The sequence below is a fragment of the Flavobacterium sp. MDT1-60 genome (assembly GCF_014844035.1).
GTDB lineage: Bacteria > Bacteroidota > Bacteroidia > Flavobacteriales > Flavobacteriaceae > Flavobacterium.
This window is the reverse complement of record NZ_CP062159.1, coordinates 1,258,916-1,279,448: the sequence shown is the minus strand read 5'-3', so window position 1 is coordinate 1,279,448 and position 20,533 is coordinate 1,258,916. Positions and strand designations below refer to the sequence as shown.

At 36.3% G+C, this 20,533-nt stretch carries 12 protein-coding genes; all 12 read right to left on the bottom strand.

The features are described 5' to 3' along the window. Positions 1-8: 8 nt before the first annotated feature. Entirely contained in the window at positions 9-1,427 is a 1,419-nt protein-coding gene (locus IHE43_RS05235; protein WP_192186994.1) for a S9 family peptidase, read from the bottom strand. Between the two features lie 162 nt (positions 1,428-1,589). Then, positions 1,590-4,340, bottom strand: coding sequence for a glycoside hydrolase family 78 protein (locus IHE43_RS05230; protein WP_192186993.1), 2,751 nt, complete (start codon positions 4,338-4,340; stop codon positions 1,590-1,592). A gap of 196 nt (positions 4,341-4,536) precedes the next feature. Continuing rightward, the gene (locus IHE43_RS05225; RefSeq protein ID WP_192186992.1) at positions 4,537-6,402 is read right to left on the bottom strand and encodes an exo-alpha-sialidase; all 1,866 of its coding nucleotides are present in this window, start codon (positions 6,400-6,402) and stop codon (positions 4,537-4,539) included. 88 nt (positions 6,403-6,490) lie between these two features. Then, a complete protein-coding gene (locus tag IHE43_RS05220) occupies positions 6,491-7,411 on the bottom strand; it encodes a glycoside hydrolase family 43 protein (protein WP_192186991.1) in 921 nt (306 codons plus the stop codon). Between the two features lie 81 nt (positions 7,412-7,492). After that, positions 7,493-9,061 carry a glycoside hydrolase family 28 protein gene (locus tag IHE43_RS05215; protein ID WP_192186990.1) on the bottom strand — a complete coding sequence of 523 codons (1,569 nt, stop codon included), beginning with the start codon at positions 9,059-9,061 and terminating at the stop codon, positions 7,493-7,495. A gap of 230 nt (positions 9,062-9,291) precedes the next feature. Next, a complete protein-coding gene (locus tag IHE43_RS05210) occupies positions 9,292-10,692 on the bottom strand; it encodes a glycoside hydrolase family 140 protein (RefSeq protein ID WP_192186989.1) in 1,401 nt (466 codons plus the stop codon). Positions 10,693-10,797: 105 nt separating this feature from the next. Beyond that, positions 10,798-14,037 carry a DUF6298 domain-containing protein gene (locus IHE43_RS05205; RefSeq protein ID WP_225585397.1) on the bottom strand — a complete coding sequence of 1,080 codons (3,240 nt, stop codon included), beginning with the start codon at positions 14,035-14,037 and terminating at the stop codon, positions 10,798-10,800. 123 nt (positions 14,038-14,160) lie between these two features. After that, entirely contained in the window at positions 14,161-15,411 is a 1,251-nt protein-coding gene (locus IHE43_RS05200; protein ID WP_225585395.1) for a polysaccharide lyase, read from the bottom strand. After that, positions 15,393-15,860 (bottom strand): hypothetical protein, encoded by a 468-nt coding sequence (locus tag IHE43_RS23470; RefSeq protein WP_225585392.1) that lies wholly within the window; start codon positions 15,858-15,860, stop codon positions 15,393-15,395. The genes IHE43_RS05200 and IHE43_RS23470 overlap by 19 nt, the downstream gene beginning before the upstream one ends. 99 nt (positions 15,861-15,959) lie before the next feature. Then, positions 15,960-16,634: a DUF3826 domain-containing protein gene (locus IHE43_RS05195; protein ID WP_192186988.1), complete on the bottom strand. Its 675-nt coding sequence runs from the start codon at positions 16,632-16,634 to the stop codon at positions 15,960-15,962. A gap of 82 nt (positions 16,635-16,716) precedes the next feature. Then, on the bottom strand, positions 16,717-18,420 hold the full coding sequence (locus IHE43_RS05190; protein WP_192186987.1) for a polysaccharide lyase: 1,704 nt from the start codon (positions 18,418-18,420) through the stop codon (positions 16,717-16,719). A gap of 103 nt (positions 18,421-18,523) precedes the next feature. Further along, positions 18,524-20,521: a RagB/SusD family nutrient uptake outer membrane protein gene (locus IHE43_RS05185; RefSeq protein WP_192186986.1), complete on the bottom strand. Its 1,998-nt coding sequence runs from the start codon at positions 20,519-20,521 to the stop codon at positions 18,524-18,526. Positions 20,522-20,533 lie beyond the last annotated feature (12 nt).

Below are 20,533 nucleotides of genomic sequence, written 5' to 3'. Positions count from 1 at the left end.
ACCCTTTTTTACTTCTTAACCTCGTAAAGCTTATTATTCTTCTCTCCAAACATTTCATATAATTTGTCGATATCTTTCAGCGCATTTTTAGGCAAATTTTCCGCTTTATTTCCAAAAACATATAATTTGTCATAAGGTTCAATCACACAAGTTGATTCGTCGATTTCACCTTTTGCATTTTTAACTTTGTTCAAATCCAAACCTAAATATTTTGCCATAAACGGATATAAAGCCATACGTTTTGAAACCCCAAAATCATGTCCTTCTTTTGCAAAATGAGCATTTTCTACCAAATCTTTTTTACCATAAAGTTCATAGGTTCTTTGAATAAAAGGGAATTCCAATTCAGGAACTGCCAATGTCCAGTCTTTTCCATCAGAAACAATTAATTGTGGTTTTGGCGCCATCATGGCTGAGATTTCAGCATTGTTAGTTCCGTTGCCGCAAAGGTGAATTCCGCGACCGCTTTCACAAGGACATCCACCGGAAAAATGAGAAGAAACCATTACCACCGGAGCAGAAACCGTAATTCTATCGTCTAAAGCTGCTAAAAACATCGTGTGCGATCCTCCGCCTGAACCTCCCGTAACACCAACGCGTGACATATCTACATTTTTTTGAGTCGATAAATAATCCAATAAACGGATTCCGCTTAAAACTTGTACCGTTGATGCAATACTATTTCGGTGTGTTTGTTCCGGAAACTGAAGCAAAGATTCTCCCCAGGCAAACAAATCATAACTCACTACAATTGCTCCCATTTTGGCCATAATGGCACAACGGTATTGTTCGTCTTTTCTATATCTTCCATCTCCAAAATGTCCATCAGGAGTTAAGATTACCGGCGCTTTTTTATTTAAAGGATAAGGTTTGTAAATAGAACCTGTAGCATAAACTCCCGGCAGAATTTCCAGTCCAATATTTTCGATACTGTAATCTTTGTAAATTCTTTTCGGAGTCAAAATAGGTTTTGATTTTGGCATTGGCGGCGCTTTATCCAATCCAAATGACGTAATCATACAGGCTTTTATTTCTTTTTTACGTGTTTCCCATTCTGAAACATTCGAATATAAAGTCGTCAAATAATCTAAACGCTCTCTTCCTTTATCAACCGAAACTTTATGGTTTTCATATTTTCTGATGATATAAGTTTCGTCTGGTTGTTTGAAATACATCAATTCGAAAGGCGCTAAAATATTCGTCAAAGAAATTGCCAGATTGCCTGGCTCAATTCTCCAATCAGCGTAGTCTAATTCTTTTCCTTTTAATAAACCTCGGTCATCATTGATGGTAACATGAAAAACAGTTTCAATTTTTTTCAGGGTTTCAGAAACTGGCTTTCTAAAATTTTCATCAGAGGTTATTTGTGCATTTGCAAATGTAACTCCAAAGAAAAAAACGGCTATATATATTTTAATTTTCATCATTTTATTTTTTATTAATTGGTATGAAATTGAACGCTGATGACACAGATTCGCTAAAGCGAAGACGCGGATTGAACGCGGATTTTTTTATTTTAATGTAAAAAAAAATCGAAAAAATCCGTTTAAATCTGCGTTTTTACGAAGTAAATCCGTGTCATCTGCGTTCTATATTTTACATTCAATTGTATATTTTCCGGAACCTAATTCTAAATTTTTAGCTATTTTCCCGTTTATTTTTATTTCAGTATTTTTCTGAACAGGCAATTTTATTGTTGCTGAAGTATTCACAGGAATCTCCACTTTCAAAATTAATTTGCCATCTTTTTTCTCCCATGCAGAAGCAATATTTCCATAAATAGATTTGTAAGTTGCTTTAACAAAAGTCATATCGCCTACCACTTCCGGCTGAATAAAGAAATGTTTGAAACCCGGCTTTTTATCATCCGGAACAATTCCCGCTAAACTTTGATAGAGCCATTCTTCAATTTGTCCCATCATAAAATGGTTCCAAGAATTTCCTTTTCGCGGATCCCATTGTTCGGTTAAAGTCGTCAATCCAAATTTAATCTGAAAACCATAACCCGGTGCATCGTAATGATTGTTCATTTTGTACATCATTTCGTTCTCACCATTTTGAGCCAATGCCTGAAACAAATAACGATTTCCAACATCGCCAGTCGTTAATCTGTCGCCTTTTGCTTTTATATCTGCCAGTAAATTTTGCATTACAGCCGCTTTGTATTGCGGTTCTACAATATCCATATAAATTGGAACTGCATTACTAAACTGGCTGTTTGTACCATATTGTCTGGTTTCCGGATTGAAGAATGCTGCGTTGAAAGCATTTTTTATATCAGCAGTTAAAGTTTCATATTTTGAAATATCTTCTGTTTTGTTCAAAAATTTAGCTGCTTTTGCCACCAAACTTGCTCCATAAAAATAATGTGAAGTCGCTGAAAGTGCAATCGGACTATTTTTAGAATATCCTGCAGCGTGTGTTCCGTAATCGTACCAATCTCCCAAACCATACGACAAAATATGATTGGTGGCTTTTGTTCCTAAATAATCTACGTACTTTTTCATTACCGGATAATATTTCTCTAACAAAGAAGCATCACCATAATATTCATAATACATCCAAGGCAGAATTACCCCTGTTACACCCCACTCTGGCGAATCGGTAAAATCGCCTCCAAAAACCACATATTCAGGAACTATGGTCGGAATTAAACCGTTTTCTCTCTGGCCGTCTGCTATGTTTTGCATTATCGCCGGAATATAACTTTCCAGATTATAGTTGAACATTAATCCCGGGCCGTTTAAATGAATTTCTTCCAGCCAACCCAATTTTTCGCGTTGCGGACAATCGGTAAAAACACTCTGAAAATTACTTTTTATGGAGTTATTAATCAGTTCATGCGCTTTATTGAAAATGGTATTGGATGATTCAAAAGTTCCTGCTTCTCCAGCCGAATTATAAATGAAATTCGATTTTAAATCTACCAGCGTCGGTACGTTTTTATCTTTAGTTTCTTTGTAATTAATATTCTCTATCTGAACATATTGAAATCCGTAATAACTGAATTTTGGCTGCCATTCTTCAACGCCATCCCCTTTTAAAGTATAGTCGTAATAATAAGGTTTTCCAGATCTTCCCTGACCAATTGTTCCGTCATCATTCAAACCTTCACCAACCCAAACGCGAATCGTTTGCCCTTTTTTTCCTTTTACCTGTATGGTTGGAAATCCCGAAAGATTTTGCCCCATGTTAAAAACATAAAAGTTGGGTTTTAATTCTTTTACTTCTTTTATATCATAGCGTTTCTGAATCATAATTGGTGACGCTGTTTGTGCTCTTAAAACTCCTTTTGGTGCTTCCTGAACGACAACTGGTTTCCAGTTTGAATCATTAAATCCTTTCGAATTCCAGCCTTTTTGTTCTAAGTTGGCATTGTAATCTTCCCCTCCAAAAATACTGTTGTAGGTAATCGGACTTTTGCTGTATTTCCAGCTTTGATCTGATTTTATGATTTCTTCAGAACCGTCTTTGTAAACCACTTTCATTTTGAAAAATAAAGTTGGCGGACCAAAACTCACAAAAAACTTGGTATATCTTTCTGCAAGTGTATTGTACATTCCGTTTCCTAAAAGAACACCGATTATATTTTCGCCCTTTTGCAATTCGGCTGCTGATAACTCGTAGGTATTGTAATTTACGGTTTTGTCGTAATCTGTCCATAAAGGAGCAAATTCACTATTGCCAATTTTCTTTCCATTAAGCGTTAATTCATAATGTCCTAATCCGGAAATATAAACTATCGCTTCTTTAATTTCTTTAGCAACATTAAATGATTTTCGAAGCATAATACTTCTGCGTGACAAAGAATCTGAAGCATTGATTATCGCGTCTTTTTTCTCTCTTTTATAAGTCGCAGAGTGAAAATTTCTACCTTCCGGCAAATGACTATCGGCTTTTGTAATCGCGCCAATCCAGGTTGGATTTAAGTCTGATTCGTCTGGTGCAATTCTAAAAAAAGCAGGTTTGCTCCATTTAGAAATTTTGCCTTTTTGATTCCATACTTTAACTTTCCAGAAATATTTGGTTTCTGTTTTTAAAAGACTTCCGCCATACGAAATCTGTAAATTTTTACTGGAATTTACTCGTCCACTGTTCCAGATATTACCGTCGTCATTTTTGAGTTTTTCTTCCGATGAAGCAACCAAAATCTGATAACCTATTTGTGATACATTAAATTCTTTTGAAACCAATTGCCAGCTTAATCTTGGTTGTTTTTCAATAACGGCTAATGGGTTTTCTGTCATTTCACAAGTCAAATGCTCAGCAGCAATTTGTCCATTTGAAATGAAAGTTGTTAGAAGACAAAAGATAAATAATATGTTTTTAAAATTCTTCATTATTGTTTTTATGTCTGCTGTTGCGGATAATTTTTCACGCAGATTTTGCAGATTTTATTTTTGCCACAGATTAAAAATATTCCCTCAGATTTATTCTTTTGCCATGAATTACACTAATTTTCACTAATTTCTAGCTTTTTAATTGTCAAAAATAATTCGTGGAAATTCGTGTAATTTGTGGCTATTTCTTTTAAAATTAATTCTTTTTTGTTACCAATGATTTAATATTAAACACCGCTTCCGGAATTAGTTTACCGGTATCCGGTAAATCAGTGAAATCTGGCGTGTCAGGTTCCGTATCTGCATTTGGTGTGTAACGCTGATCGCCAGTGCGGAACATAATGCGCGAAATACCATCAACCGGAGCATAGAATATTTTATTGGTTTCTTTTCCGTCATTTACTTTTACTGTATACGAACGGGAAGTAACATCTAATTTAACTGTGATCGTATATTCTTTTCCAGCTTCATATTTTGTAAGTCCGCCAAAACGGGCACCATTCTTCGCTTTTAATTCTCCATCTGAATCGAATACCAATCGGATAGCCGGAAGACCTTGTTTGTTTTGAAATTCAATTTGCAATAAACCGTGATTATTTTGCTCCGGTTTAACGGTAAAAGTTGCATCCATTTTTTGTGCAAACGGAATTACACGTTCGGCACGCGAGTAATCAAAATAATCCTGATCTCTTAGTGTTAACCATTTTGTGCCATCGGCTTTCTTTTCTACTTTCGTAGAAGCCCATGATAAATCATAGGTATTCCAGAATTTCAATTCATCACCGTTTGGAAGTGCATTAAAAACATCTTTTACATCTTCTTTCACTTCGCTGATTACTGGGACCGGAATCGATGCTACCCAAATATCTTCTTTGTTTACGCTGTAACTTACCCAAAGTTTTCCGTCAGGCGGAGTTCCGTCCGTTTCCGGAATTCCGCGAACGTATTGCGGACCTGCAGATTTGTAGTTTCCACCATAACGCATTGGAGTAATTTCGCCGTGAACTAATAATAAATCTTTATAATTCAATCCGTCATCACTGGTTGAAATTGCCAGTGGCCAACGATATTCTGATGGATTGTAAACTGTTGCATAACGATTATCAGGCGTTTTTTGTCCCCAGATTTTAGCATTGCTGTTTACAAAACCAGGTGCTCTTGTTGGAGTATACTGCCATGTTTTTCCATCGTCTTTACTGATCGAAGTCAGGGCAAATTTCCATAAACCTACCACGTTTCCGTTTGGTAAATGGTAATAATTGAAGGCTTTATATTGTTTTTTCAACGGAATTAAAGCATCGTCTCTATCCGCTTCTTCTACCCATTGTTGCATTAATAAGGGTTTAGACATCATTTCATCGCAAGCTTTGATAAATTTCTTGTCTTTGCTTTTGGTGTAAAATGGAAATGCTGTTGGTAATGGATTTCCGTTTTTATTGTATCTGATAAAATAAACCGGACCATAACTTCCATCTTTGTAAATTTCTCTTACTACACGGCCAATTCCTTTTCCGTCATTCGGATCATCTTTTTTGTCTAATGCCACTCCGTAATAACCCACCGAAAGCAATCGGTTATCTGATGAAACATAAAAGCCCATACGTTGGTGCATTACCGCATCTAAATTTTTAGCCACGCCTTCAACACCTTCTTTTTTAAATCCGTCCGGAACGTGGTAAATCGGAAAAAGAACCTGAGGTTTTGTCCACGTCACTCCGTCTTTTGAAGTCATCATAAAGGTCTGCCCCGGCGGAATATGTTCTCCTGATGGGTCACTTAAATAATGCAAATAGAAAGTATTGTTCCAATACGCCATCATCGGCTGGTGGTTGTACGTCCAGCCAAAACCATCTGCTTTTTCAGGATGTTCCCTGCTCGCACGCATAATCTGCATGGCGTGAACACCCACCGCCGGACTCAATTGCCCGTGATGATAATCTACATTAGAAAGTGTTTTACCAACATAACGAACGGTGTCGTTTTGGGCATTTACAACTGTACAAGTCAATAGAATTGTGGCTGTAATTATGATGTTGGTTTTTATGTTTTTGAAAACAATCATGGGTATTTATTTCTATTTATCTGCTCAATCTGCCAAATCTGCGTGAAAAAATTACTCTCGCAGATTTGGCAGATAAAGCAGATTTTTTTTATTTATTCTTTTCAATTAATCCTTTTAAAACTGCTGACGAAATTGTTGTAATCGTTCCGTGTTTATGTCCTTCCGGAAGACTTATTTTTGAAGATACATCTTCAAAATGGACAAAATCCGTTGTGCTTGACGCTTTATAGTTTTTCTCACCGTAATTATCATAATAGATCAGCCATTCTTTACCGACTTTTACCACCGTTGGTCCTTCTGATAAATGCGCGGTGAAAGGTTCTGAACTTTTTCCGAAAGGTCCTAAAGGAGATTTTCCAAAAGCCACTTTTATATTTCGCATCGGTCTGGTATTGTCTTTCAAAACCAAAACATAATCTTTCTTCGCTTTTTTGACAATCACACAATCGATCACGCTAAAGCCCGGTTCATAATACAATTTCGCATCGGAGAAATTTTTAAAATCTTTTGTTGTTACAAAATACATACGATGATTGTTTTTCTCTTCTTCTATTCCTTTTTCGAATCTAAACGGAATAGTCGAGGCCCAAATGATGATATATTCTTTTTTGACATCATCATAAAAAATCTCCGGAGCCCAAACGTTTACCACTTCCGGTTCGTTTTTCATTACCGGAATATATTCTTGTTTTGACCAATGAATTAAATCTTTAGAACTGGCATATCCAAAACCGTTTCCGCCTTTCCAATCCGTCGTCCAAACCAAATGATAGGTTCCATCAGCCCCTTTTGTAATCGAAGGATCACGCATGATTTTACTGGCTCCGATTTCGGGTTTTAAAAAAGATCCTTCAAGACCTTTCCAGTTATAACCGTCTTCGCTGTAAGCCAAGTACAAACCTTCTGTCGCCGGTTCTCGAAACGACGTAAAAAGATAAATTTCTTTCTTTTTCTGCGAATAACTTATCGCAAAAAAGAAACAGATTATTATGATGAATATTTTTTTCATGTTGTTTAATTAAACACTAATTTCACTAATTACCACGAATTAAATTTGTGTAAATTCGTGTTATATTATTTTTTGTCGAACTTATTCTACAATCGCTTTTTTATCTAAAGAAGCTCCTTTTTTTACAACCGTATTTACATTATTAAATACATTATTTTTAAGGAAAATATTTTTTGTTTCTTTTCCGTCTGCTTCGATGAAAATATCTGTCGCATTAAATGGAAAATTATTGTTGATCATAATATTCGACGCATTGTCAATCTTGATAACCGGAACTCCTTTTATTGGAGTTGATGAACCAACATTGTCTAAAATAAGGTTTTTAGCATCTGATATTTTAAAAGAAGAACCAACTGACGCATTTACTTTTACATCGTGGAATTCAATATCTGTTGCTGTAATTACCGTGAAACCTTCTTTGCCATCCATATTAATATTCGAGAAAGAAATATTTTGAATTGGCATTTCAGAAATTCCGCGGACAAATCCCGCTTTATTTACATTTCCACCCGTTACATTACTGATGTGAATGTTTCTGAAAGTAGGTGTACGCTCTGTAACCGGCTCTGCCGCATTATCTTTATCATAGAACAAGTCCAAAATAATGGCTTCTTCTTTGATGTTTTTCATGACAATATTATCTACACGAATGTCTTCTACAACTCCGCCACGACCGCGGGCTGATTTAATACGAATTCCACGATCCGTTCCATCAAAAACACAATTTGAAATTGTGACTTTCTTGATTCCACCCGACATTTCACTTCCAATTACAACACCGCCGTGACCGCTTAACATGGTACAATTGGTAATGGTTACATTTTCAGTTGCCTTTCCGTATTTACGGCCATCTGCATCTCTACCCGATTTGATTGTAATACAATCATCTCCAACGCTGATATGGCAATTCGAAATATGAACGTTTGTACAGGAAGAAGGATTGATTCCGTCTGTATTTGGTGAATGTGGATTAAAAATTGAAACTCCTGTAACCGTAACATTGTCACAAAATTCAGGATTAATCGTCCAGAAAGGAGAGTTTTGAAACGTTACCCCTTCAATCAAAATATTTTTACAGCCATAAGCCTGAAAGAAAGAAGGTCTGAAAAATTTTTTGTCAATTGTTCTTTTATAGTAAGGCTCATAGACAATTCCTTTGTTTTGCTCGGTCCACATTTTTTGGTATTTGGTTTCGGGAATTGGGCCTTTGGCAGTTTCAATTCGGTATACCTCATTCCACCATGCTTTTCCCTGACCGTCGATTACGCCTCTTCCTTTGATGGTGATATTTTCGGCATCTTTGGCATAAAATAATGGGGAGAAAGATTTCATTACCAATCCTTCATAACGCATTTCAACATAAGGCAGATAATCATCAAAATTGTCTGAAAATTTCAAAAGCGCACCCGAATCCAAATGAATCGTGATGTTGCTTTTTAGTTTTAAAGCACCGGTTAAATATTCCCCGGCAGGAAAAAAAATGGTTCCGCCTCCATTTTTTGAAGCTTTTTCAATAGCATTCTGAATGGCTTCTGTACATTTTATTCCTTTGTTATTTCCGCCTTCATTTAAGATATTCAACCAGCCATCGTTTGCGAAAGCGGTGTTAAAACCTGTGATGAAGCAGAGAATAAGTAATATATTTTTCATAGTTTTTGTTTTTTGGTCATTTTGACGAAGGAGAAATCCTCGCAAGTAACTCCGCAACGAGAGTCCAATCTTTGTCGAGCTTCTCGCGAGGATTTCTCCTTCGTCGAAATGACAAGATTTTGGTTATTACCTTATCGCCAATCGTTGTCGAGTTACTAATGTGATCCTTCCTTCGTCAGGATGACAAGATTGTGGTGAATGTCACGAATTCACAAATTATTCTTTTTAAATTAATTCGATCTCAAAATAAGTACCCAGTCATTTCCATCGGCTTTTTGACCGGAAGGCTGAAATTCGCAGGTATTTTTATTTTCAATTAATCCAATTTTGATTTCTTTTCCATTTCTTGGATTATACCAACTTGCTGCTACTTTATCTCCCGCAATTTTTCCCATGTTCACTTTAATTTTTCTACCGTTATAGGTATAAATCAAAGCATATTTTTCTCCTCTTGTTGCTACCAAATAATCATACTTTTCACCTTGATTGCCAATTAAGGATTGATCCGGAACTCTCTCTAAATAAGGAAAACTCAACATCAATTTTTTAATATAAACCATTTGTCCGGCGCCTTCCGCATTAATAGCTGAAGTCCATAATTCTTTATTTCCGTAAGCTGGTTTATCACCTTTTCTGAACATCTGCATTACAGCGTTATGACCGTAAGTGTAACCTGCAGCGCCTGAGAGAACCGACCAATATCCATAACGGCGTACGTCACTTGCTGTCCATTTTGGTTGTAAAGTGTCGTGTAAACCATGTGGAATTCCTTCGTAAGATGGTTCTCCGTCAAGCGTTGGTTTTGTAGGTTTTAAAGCTAAATCTCTCTGAACAAATTTATAATTGTCTTCTTTGAAAGAATTCGGCAATGTATCCTGATCGTAACGACGGTGACCGGATTGAAACATATTGAAATCTAACCAGGTTTCTGTGTGATAATCATCAGAAGAATCGGTTCTTCCGAAAGGGTGAAAAGTCACTAATTTATCCGGATTATTTGTTTTTAATGTATTTCCGATGGCATTCCAGATATCTTTAAATTCATTTCCGTGGGTGTCTCCACCATTTAACCAGATTATATTGGTTCTGTTTTTATAACGGTTTGATAAAAACGTCGCATACTCTGTAGCTTGTTCTATGCTTACTTTATTACCTTTTGAAACATTGGTTCCCCAAACGGGTACCATTGCTAAATAGATTCCGTTTTTGCGAGCTACTTCTAAAGTATAATCGACATGATCCCAATAATCGTATTCCTGGGGATTTTTAAAATTATTTCCGGCCGTGATTAATGGTTTAGAAACATCTTCTTTAATTAAGGCCGCATCGCCATAAACATTAACAGCATTTATATTATGCAAAACCATTACCTGAACCACATTAAAACCTTTTGCTTTTCGATCTTTAAAATATTTATCTACTGCTGCTCTGTCTAATTTTCCAAATGTCAGCCAACCGGTATCGCCTAACCAGAAAAATGGTTTCTCCTCTTCGGTTACAAAATAATGTTGGTTTTTTGAAACTTTAATTTTTGGCAAAGCGCCTTTTTCTGCAGATTGAGAATATCCGCTTTGCGCAGCTAACACTAAGCTTAGACCAAGGGTGTATAGATATTTAATTTTCAGATTCATTTTGGTTTTATTTTTTATTGTGTTTTTGGTTTGCCACGAATTGCACGAATTTTTACTAATTTTTATTCTGCTTGATTTTGTTGTTTCACGCAGATTAAGCAGATTTTAATTTTTAATTAATTCGTGAAAATTCGTGAAATTGCTTCGCCTGTTCGCTATCGCTCGAGTCGTGGCCAACTTTTCTAATTTTTTTTTAATTATAAATAGTACTTTTTCTTTGATCTCAGACGCTGGAATGGTTACATTTTTTCCACCTTTGATGTTTGCTTTTTTAGTGAAAGTTCCTGTTGCAGCGTTTATCGCGTATACTTCGAAATCTCCTTTGTAAGCTGACAGGTCAATGGTTACTTCTTTTTCATTTTTGATATAAAAAAGATAACTTTTTCCTTTATTTTCTAATGTCCAGATATTGTCTGAGAAAGTATTTCCTGCAACTAATTTCATTTGGCTTAAAGCCGAATAAAACTCCGGAAGCGCAATTTTTGGAATGTTAGGCAATGAAGCACCTCCCATTAACGCTGGCCATCCAAATCTTGAAGATCCGTCAGTTGAGTATAAAATTACTTTTTCAGGATATTTTTCGCGGTATTCACGAACAGCGCGGTATACCTGATCGTCTGTTTCTTTTCCGGTTTTTAATTTTCTGGCGTGTTGTCTTGGTGCTAAATTTAGACCTCCTTGTGGCGCATAGGCAGATCCGTCTTCTTTATAATACCAGTAACGAATATCGATCGCATCTACTGTTTTGGCTCTTTGTGCATCATTCAAAATAGCATCCTGAACATCTTTTGTAGCACTTAAACCAATGATTCCTTTTTTACCGGTTTCGTCTTTCCATTTTTGAACTTCATCCAGCCAAAATTGCATAAAATGAAGTGGTCCTGTATATTCGGCACTTGTCAACTGAATTACGTTGCTGTTGTCCTGAAAGTTTTCCAATGATTTACGGATAAATCCCTGATGTAATTTTCTTCTCGCAGGATTCGTAACATCATAAAACTGTTCTGCCATGAAAATACGTTTATCACCCGCATATGGTGGAGGTTCCGGAAAACCTGTGCTATTAATATTGTTTGCCGAACGCCATGGAGAACTCGACCAATGCGCACCAGCTTCTATAATATTATGTTGAAAATATTGTTGATTGACTAACAATTGTCCTTTGGTTTCCGCCAAATCAGCAAAAAGCGATAGACGGTCCCAATACCAATCATTGAATTTTGTCAAATCGTATTTACTTAACTGATCCCAGGCCAAATCCTGACCGCTTCTTGCAAATGGCTGCTCGTAAAATGGTGGCCAAACATCAGCATCAAAACGACGAACTCTTTCGTGGTCGTCCATTCTGCGCTCGTACCATAATCCGTAATTATGTTCTAAAGCGACCATATTATTGGTGCTTAAATAATCTGAAACTTCGTTGATGTTATCTGTAAAACCGGTTCCTGTTCTGCCCGGCACAAATCTGGTAACATGAGGTGATGACTTCGAAATGTCGCTATCTCTCAAACTTCCTCTCCACCATGGCACACTTAATCTGTTTCCGGCAATTACTTTTCCGTCATAAGTAAGCCAACCGTTTTGTGTTACTACTTTAGTATTGGAACTATTATTTTGTGTTGAATTAATTTTTAAATCATTCGCGTTTTTTAGACCTGAAGATTCTGTATTAATTGGATTCGCTTTTGAAACTTCAGCAATCCATTCTACTAAACTTTCTTTTGGAGCCACAGAATTTTTAGTTAATTCTTGTGCCACTGCAACCTCTGGACTTGATGAAGGCTCTGAACCTAAATCATAAATAAAGGGTTTTACAGGAAGTTGTCCCAAGCGACTTTCTAATTGTGCATAAAACAAACTTCTCGGACTGATATGACCGTTTACTTCTTTCCAGTGACCATCTCCCGCCATAATGCCGCCCCAAACTCCAAACGCCCAGTTTTGCGCTGTTGGCGGACTGTAACATTCTATTTTAGAGGCTGAAGTTTCCCAGATTACACTATTTGCAGCAGTCCATCCTGCACCTCTGCCGTTTTGTTCCCTGTTGTTATAACTTAAAGCGTGTCCGTCTACATAAGTGACATCAAATAATACTCCGGTCGCCCAACTGCCAATGGCTCCGCTATTGTTGAAAGGCAAATACGATTCACATTGCACAAACGCATTTGGACCCGTTGTTCCAAATCCGCCTACAGCAAAATCGTGATAACCGTATTCTGAATAGCAACGCTGAAACAATGTTTGCTGACCTTCTGTATAAAAAGTATGACGTCTAAAACCACCAATTTCAGAAACGGGTTCGGTTGCGATACAATCTTCAACCGTAATTTGTTGAGCCGATTTTAATAAAGCTATTGCACCACCAGAAAAGTGCTTGAAATTCACTTGTTTCACCCAGGCATTTTTCGTGTTTTCGATGCTAATTCCTAACCATCTGTGTTCTTCGTCTTTTGGTTTTGACTCATCGTAAATTGATTTCATCAAAATGTTTTCAATTCCAATATGCTCAATTCTTCCTGACCATGTATACAAAGTTGCTTTTGATGATCCGTAAACATCTTCCAAAGTCATTGTTAACGGAGCATTTAGTGTTACTTCATTACCATTGATTTTGGTTACGATTCTGTTCCAGGTAATATCCCAATCATTTTTTTTCCAGCCTACCCAACCGGTTTCGGCTCCAAAATCATCCATTTTTAACTCTTTAATCCAATTATCGGTTAAAGGTTTGCTGATAATGATTTCGTCAGAAGGTTTTAGCTTAGAAGTATTTTTTAATTGAATTACTTTTGTTCCAAGTGGTGTGTAAGTGGTATTGAATTCAAAAGTATCAGCCAGTTTTTTATCGTCAACTCCCAAAATTCTAATTACAGCTTCTCTTTTTAATCCGGTTCCTAAAAGAATAGTTCCGTTTTCATTGTTTCCGTTTCCGCGTAAAACCACTCCCGATTTTTTAATAAATAAAGTTCCCCCAATTTTAAACGTTCCTTTATCTAAAAGAACCGCCCCCCGAAAACCTGATTTATTAGGTTTCAAATTACTCACATAATCAATCGCAGCCTGAATTCTTTGGGTTGCATCTTCTTCTTGTTTTGGAACAAAGATTTTATTCTCCACATTCGGAATTGCTTTTTCAGAAGCCATATAACCCGCATACGAAAAATCAGGAATTTGATTTCCTTTAGCATCAGCAGTAAAAGAAAGTTTTCCTTCTTTCGTTTTTACAATATCAGGAAATGTGTTTTGTGCGACGCTACTGTTAATACTAAAAAGCAAAGCAAGACCGGACAAAATCATTTTATCTTTTTGAAGAAAAACTATATTTTTTAGTTGATTGAAATTCATTTTATTTTTGACTTTCTTTGAATTTAAGGCTTCTTAGATTACTATTTTTTCCACAATCTTGTTATTTTTGAGAATCTTTTCTCTTTGCTCTTTATTCTATTCTCTATATTCTATCTTCTAAATCTACTGCAATAATACTTTTGACAATGTATCGGTATTATTTTCAAATTTTGTCCAATCTACTTTTTTAGTCGGATCGATTCCGTTAAAATATTTTTCAAGATTGGTATAACCATCTTCATTTGAATCTTTATTGGCATCAGCTGCATCGTTGGGATTCAAACCAAATTTCTTTTCCCAAGCGTCTGTAATTCCGTCGTTATCAGAATCTTTATAGGCTTTTCCTTTATATTCCGGGTATCCGCCAACCTGATTTGGATTGGTAATAATTCCTTTTTTATAGGAGTCTGCAGGCAATCTTCTTTTAATAAATGCTGCACCAATTGCATTTTCTAAACCGTCTTTAGCTTCAATTTTTCCAGTTCGAACTTGCTTAATTACTCTTTCATCAACAGCATCTCTTTTTGGTAAAGTTGCGCCAACATTTTTCAAAACAAATTCATATGCTTCTTCAGCCTTCATAATTGTTATGTTTGGCATTGAGAATGCTTTTGGTTGTTTGATACTTTCTAAATAACCTTTGGTTTCTTCAGCTGAAAGATCTTCTAATTGTACCCCACCATTCCAGTTATCTGCTGTAACTTCTGGAGAACCCACTATATAATTTCCGTCAACATACGCTCTTCCGTATGTTTTAGGTTTCATATAACCTGATTCCGGTTTCAAAATTCTGTAACGAATTGGCTGATCTGTTGGCGTTATTGGTCCCGGTTTGAAATAATTATTGATGATGTTGAACATCGAACGATAATCACCTCCATCCAGAGAACGATTCCACCAGTTGAAAATCACATTATTTACAAAATTAAAATCCCCATACATTCCGATAGACGCATTTCTTGAAATGTTATCCGCCCATAAGTTACGCATAAATGTGCTATTTAAACCCCCAATTGTACTTCCAAATGCATGATTGTAAGTATCTAAGCCTTCTGAAGAAATAGTATTTTGAATTGTAATGTTACAGGCAGGCAATTTTTCCAGTTTTGATTTATCGTTTGCCTGAAACTGGTGTCTGTATAAGGATATGTTTTCATCTAATCCCCAGCTTACAGAACAGTGATCTACAATAATATTCCCAATTGGGTTTCCTCCAAGTGCATCATCTCTGCGAGTAACATCAGTTTCACCTCTGCGGAAACGCATATGTCTTATGATAACATCATGTGTATCGATTTCTAAAGTCTCTCCGGCAATACAAATTCCATCACCTGGAGCAGTTTGTCCTGCAATTGTTACGTAAGGCGCACGCATGCTAATACGTTTTTTAATCTGATGATTCCAGAAACGTTGAATACAATTGTTCTTACTCCCACAGCTTCACAAGCTTCTCTGAAAGTTCCTTTTCCGCTATCTTCTAAACTGGTTACAACGAATATTTTTCCACTTCTTCCGCCCGGTGTAAAAGCTCCACCACCTTCAGCTCCCGGAAAAGCAGGAATATCGGCATGAACAAAATCTTTAGGATAAGAAGCCCAAGGTAAATACGGGCGACCTAATTTGGCTTCAGCCTGAATCGTACTATAATTGGCAGTCCAGATTTCGGCCAGTCTTTTTTCTTCATCGGCTAAAATCGCATCGGTTTTATCCTGAAGAGGTTTTGGAATTTCTGGATATTGCGCATACGCCGATGAAAAGAATGAACAAAATGACATGATCATCATGGTTCTTTTCAGGGTGGTATTTTGGAAATTGTTTTTCATGAGAGTTAGTCTGAAATATATAAGTTAGAGTAGTTTGACACTCTAATTCATAAAAGGTTTAATTTAAAAATGTTAAAATTACACTTATAAAAATATCTACTATTCCTTCTTTTTATTCTTCTCTCTTTCTTCAACACGTTTGTGCCAGTCAGCACTTTCTTTGTTTAAATCATAACCTTGTTTTGATAGATAATTATTGATTCTTCCTTTGTATTTACCAAACCACGCATGTTTTTCTTTAGATGAACCACCATCCATTGCATGTTCTCTTGCTTCCACTAAAGCTTTATAAATGTAATCTTTTTGTTCTGCAGTTAAAGCTGGCAGCATATCCTGATAACCGGCATATGTAATTGGCAAAACACCATAGGTCATTCCGTCTTTTACGGCAACAATTTTGTCTTCTGATAATTGCGTTCCTAATTTTTTCAGATAAGCTTTGTGCAGTTTATCAATAGCTGTATCTGCTTTTGATTTTAGCTTATCAATTTTTTCGTTTTGCTTCTCTTTTGCTAAACTAGTATCTTCTTTTATTTTTTTGATTTCAGCATCTCTTCTATCCTGAATTTCGCTTAAATCTCTAAATTGTTGTGCAATAATATCAGTAACTGCTTTTTCTTTTGCGGGATTTGCCAACTCCAGTTTTGCTACAATTTTAGAAGCTCTTTCGTTGGTTACTTTGATATATTCCGGATCTAAATGCTGTTGTGCAATTCCGTTGAAGAATACCAATAACAACATCAAAACACTTATATTTAATTTACTTTTTGACATGATTTTAAATTTTGAAATTTATGTTTGAAAAAAACATTCTTATTTCACAATTTTTATCATGAAATAAGAATGTCTTTTAAAACTATTCTTGTAAAGGTTTTATTAAAGTTTCCTGGTTATTACTTAAGTCTTTCCAGTCTACTTTTTTAGTCGGATCAATACCATTGATATAATCTTCGATGTTGGCGTAACCGTCATTGTTTGAATCTAATTTAGCATCAGCCGGATCATTAGGATTTAAACCGTGTTTTTTCTCCCATTTGTCCGGAATACCATCTTTGTCTGTATCAACATAAGGTTTTCCTTTGTATTCAGGATATCCTCCTACTTGGGAAATATCAGTAATGATACCTTTTTTATAAGAATCCATTGGTAAACGTCTGTGCTCAAACTGGTAGAATTCTTTTTTCTCTAGTCCTTTTGCATATTCAGGAACTCCGGTTTTAACCGTCCTAACGATTCTTTCGTCTACTTTATCTCTTAATGGTAAAGTTGCTCCAACATTTTTCAACACATATTCATAAGCTTCATCCGCTTTCATAAATGGATGAAACCATGGCATTGGGAAAGGTTTGTCAGCTTTCATTTTGTCGAAATAAACTTTCGCTTCATCATAGGCCATTAACTCTCCTTTTTTATTCTCTAGTTGAATACCACCGTCCCAGTTATCCTTGGTCACTTTATCATTATTAGCCACAATATTTCCATTCACAAAGGCTCTGCCAAAAACCATATAAGGCAATTTGCTTCTTCCTGATTCCGGTTTTAAGATTCTGTAACTAATTGGCTCATTCAAATTTGTTACCGGTCCTGGTTTGTAGTAGTTGTTCATGATGTTGTAGTTCGCTGTGTAATCACCACCATCTGTTGATCTGTTATACCAGTTAAATACCACATTATTTGCAAAATTGAAAATACCATTCCATCCAATTGAAGGATTTCTTCCGGCATTGTTTGCCCACATATTTCTGATAAAAGCACAATTTTCTCCTCCTAAAGTACTTCCGAAAGCATGATTGTAAGTATCTAAAGCTTCTCCGAATAAACTATTTTGAATCGTAATATTTACAGTACCTACTTTAATATCCGGATAACCTGCACCCGGACTGTACATATGTCTGTACATTGACATATTCTCGTCTAATCCCCAAGTTGCAGAAACGTGGTCAATCATAATATTTCCAACCGGATTTCCTCCAATAGCATCATCACGACGACCAACGAAAGTTTCTCCTCTGCGGAAACGCATATGTCTGATTATTACGTCATGCGTATTAATCCAAACCGATTCTCCAGCCACGCAAATACCATCTCCGGGAGCAGTTTGTCCCGCAATAGTGATATAAGGCGCACGGATAATCAAAGGACTTTTGATTCTGATAATTCCGGAAACATTAAAAACAATAATTCTGGCTCCACCTTTTTCGCACGCTTCACGTAAAGTTCCAGGTCCGCTGTCTTCTAAACTTGTAACGGTATAAATATTTCCGCCACGACCACCAAAAGTGTACATTCCTCCTCCTTCAGCACCAGGGAAAGCAGGAATGTCTGCCTGTGGTAAATCATTTGGACGGGATGCCCACGGAATAAATGGTTTGCCGTGCTTGGCCTCTTCTTCAATAATTACAAGTGCTTTTTCCCAAGCTTCATCAGAACGTTTTTCAGCAGCATCCATAATAACTTTGGACTGTGCCTGAACTTCCGGACTGATTTTAGGATATTGGGCAAAACATTGGAAACTTCCTAAAAACAATAAGAAAGCAACCGATAAAGTGAAATTTTTCATACTAATTTTTTATTATGGTATTCATTTTTAAACAAATCACCTGTACTTTTTGGATACAGGTGATTGTTTTTATGCATTTTAATAATTTTTATTGGGGCAAAAATTATTCTTGATAGTTGTAGGTACCTGGAGCACCATTCCCATCTTTCCATCCAATAGTTTGTGTTAACCAAGGATTACCAACCAAAGCACTCTGATTAAGTCCATTTACATAATAATTTGGTCGCCATAAAATAGGAGTGGCTACACCACTAACGTTATCCATTGGTGTTGGAGGAGAACGTAATACAAAATTATTAGTATAAAAAGTTGCTAAAGCAGTAATTTGTGCCTGAAAGTTTGCTACATCCGGATCAACAGAAATAGAAGCACGAGCAGCAGCTAAAGGATCTGTACCTGCCGCACTAGTTCCATTTTTATAATGTAAATAATTTCCAATACGTTGAGTACCATTTATTACTGGAATACCAAGTTTACTATTTGTTTGGTCATTAATTGAAGCATCGTCACTATAAAGCATCCATCTTTGAGTATCCCAAAAACGTTTTCCCTCATAAGCCAACTCGACTCTACGCTCGTATAGACAAGCTTCAAGAGCCGCATATTTGCCTCCTAATGTACCTATTCCGTAATTATCTGTAGCAGGAATTCCAACGCGTTTACGAATTCTTCCTAAATAAGTAACAGTATTACCGATATCGCCTTTCGCAGCATAACATTCTGCAATGTTCAATACTAACTCAGCAAAACGATACTCTATAATATCTGTTCCTGAAAGCTGGAAGTTAGATGCATTACTCACTGTAGGACTAGACATTTTACGAATAAAAGCAGGGCTCGCTACATCATTACCCATACTGAAAGCTACACCTGTAGTGGCATTTGTTGACCAACGATACGCCCAAACTGTAGGTGCTGCAGCGGTAGTTAAACTGTTATTGTAAGGCCAGTAACTTCCTGAAAAACCAAATGTTCTGTAAAAACGTGGATCACGATCTTTAAAAAACAAGAATGGATCATAATTATTCGCAGCAGTAGGTCTTTTTCCATTAACCATTGGAAATAAATCAATCATACTTTGCGGAGCATCAACTCCTCCACTTCCCTGACCTCCCTGGCTGGCTAAACGAATTGATCTTTCCCACGAGTTATTAGACTGTAAAGAAGTAGTAACTGTAGTACTGCTTGCTAAAAGTTTAACCGCAATAGCTTCTGAAATAAAGGCATTATCATTAACATAAAACATTCTTTCCCAATCTCTTGCTGTTGACCCGTATAAACCATGTCCCGCTGCAGTTAATTCTGCTTCTGCTGCTAATCCTGCTGCTAAGGCAGCATCCCAACGATCTGTTGCTGAATCCCAATTTTTATTGAATAATGGGCTGGCATACGTTAATAAAACACGTGATTTCTGAGCCATCGCTGCACCTTTAGTAAAACGACCGTAATCACTTGCTGGCCATGTACGTGGTAATAAACTTGAAGCTAAATCAAGATCAGCAACAATTTGTTTAACTACTTCAGTTACTGTTGCTCTCGGTATTTTTATCGAAGGATCATCTTTAGAAGGAGTCTGAACAGTTGTTATTATTGGAACACCACCGTAAGTACGCATTAAATCAAAATATTGAATAGCACGTAAATAATACATTTGTCCTTTAATCTGATCACGAAACGTCTGACTCAAATTAGCTCCATCTACATCAATTCTTTCCAACATCACATTGCAATCTCTAATTCTATTATATGGATCATTAGAAGGGTTTTCAACTAATGTTTTTCCGAAATAACCCGAACCATCCGACGCGTTTTCCAAAGTTTTATTTGGATTAATCAGATCCGAAATACCCCCTATTTCTTCCGTATAAGAAGTTTGTGTAGTTGTAAAAGATCCAACAACTACTGCAGTTGGTGTTTTATACCCATCAAAAAAGTCGTAATATAAATTGTTTACGTACCAATTAACACGTTCTTCACTTTTAAAGAATTCTTCATCGTAATACTTATATTGCTTTTTATCTTCTAAAAAGTCATCACTGCATGAAACTCCTAATACCATTAAAAGAATCATCGTTATATATCTACAAAATTTTGCTTTCATAATTGTTTTTTA

Bases quoted from the DNA above. Each gene is read 5' to 3' on its own strand.
- IHE43_RS05225 (WP_192186992.1), bottom strand. From the start codon at position 6,402: ATGATTGTTTTCAAAAACATAAAAACCAACATCATAATTACAGCCACA.
- IHE43_RS05215 (WP_192186990.1), bottom strand. From the start codon at position 9,061: ATGAAAAATATATTACTTATTCTCTGCTTCATCACAGGTTTTAACACC.
- IHE43_RS05235 (WP_192186994.1), bottom strand. From the start codon at position 1,427: ATGATGAAAATTAAAATATATATAGCCGTTTTTTTCTTTGGAGTTACA.
- IHE43_RS05205 (WP_225585397.1), bottom strand. From the start codon at position 14,037: ATGAATTTCAATCAACTAAAAAATATAGTTTTTCTTCAAAAAGATAAA.
- IHE43_RS05195 (WP_192186988.1), bottom strand. From the start codon at position 16,634: ATGTCAAAAAGTAAATTAAATATAAGTGTTTTGATGTTGTTATTGGTA.
- IHE43_RS23470 (WP_225585392.1), bottom strand. From the start codon at position 15,860: ATGAAAAACAATTTCCAAAATACCACCCTGAAAAGAACCATGATGATC.
- IHE43_RS05185 (WP_192186986.1), bottom strand. From the start codon at position 20,521: ATGAAAGCAAAATTTTGTAGATATATAACGATGATTCTTTTAATGGTA.
- IHE43_RS05190 (WP_192186987.1), bottom strand. From the start codon at position 18,420: ATGAAAAATTTCACTTTATCGGTTGCTTTCTTATTGTTTTTAGGAAGT.
- IHE43_RS05220 (WP_192186991.1), bottom strand. From the start codon at position 7,411: ATGAAAAAAATATTCATCATAATAATCTGTTTCTTTTTTGCGATAAGT.
- IHE43_RS05200 (WP_225585395.1), bottom strand. From the start codon at position 15,411: ATGCGTGCGCCTTACGTAACAATTGCAGGACAAACTGCTCCAGGTGAT.
- IHE43_RS05210 (WP_192186989.1), bottom strand. From the start codon at position 10,692: ATGAATCTGAAAATTAAATATCTATACACCCTTGGTCTAAGCTTAGTG.
- IHE43_RS05230 (WP_192186993.1), bottom strand. From the start codon at position 4,340: ATGAAGAATTTTAAAAACATATTATTTATCTTTTGTCTTCTAACAACT.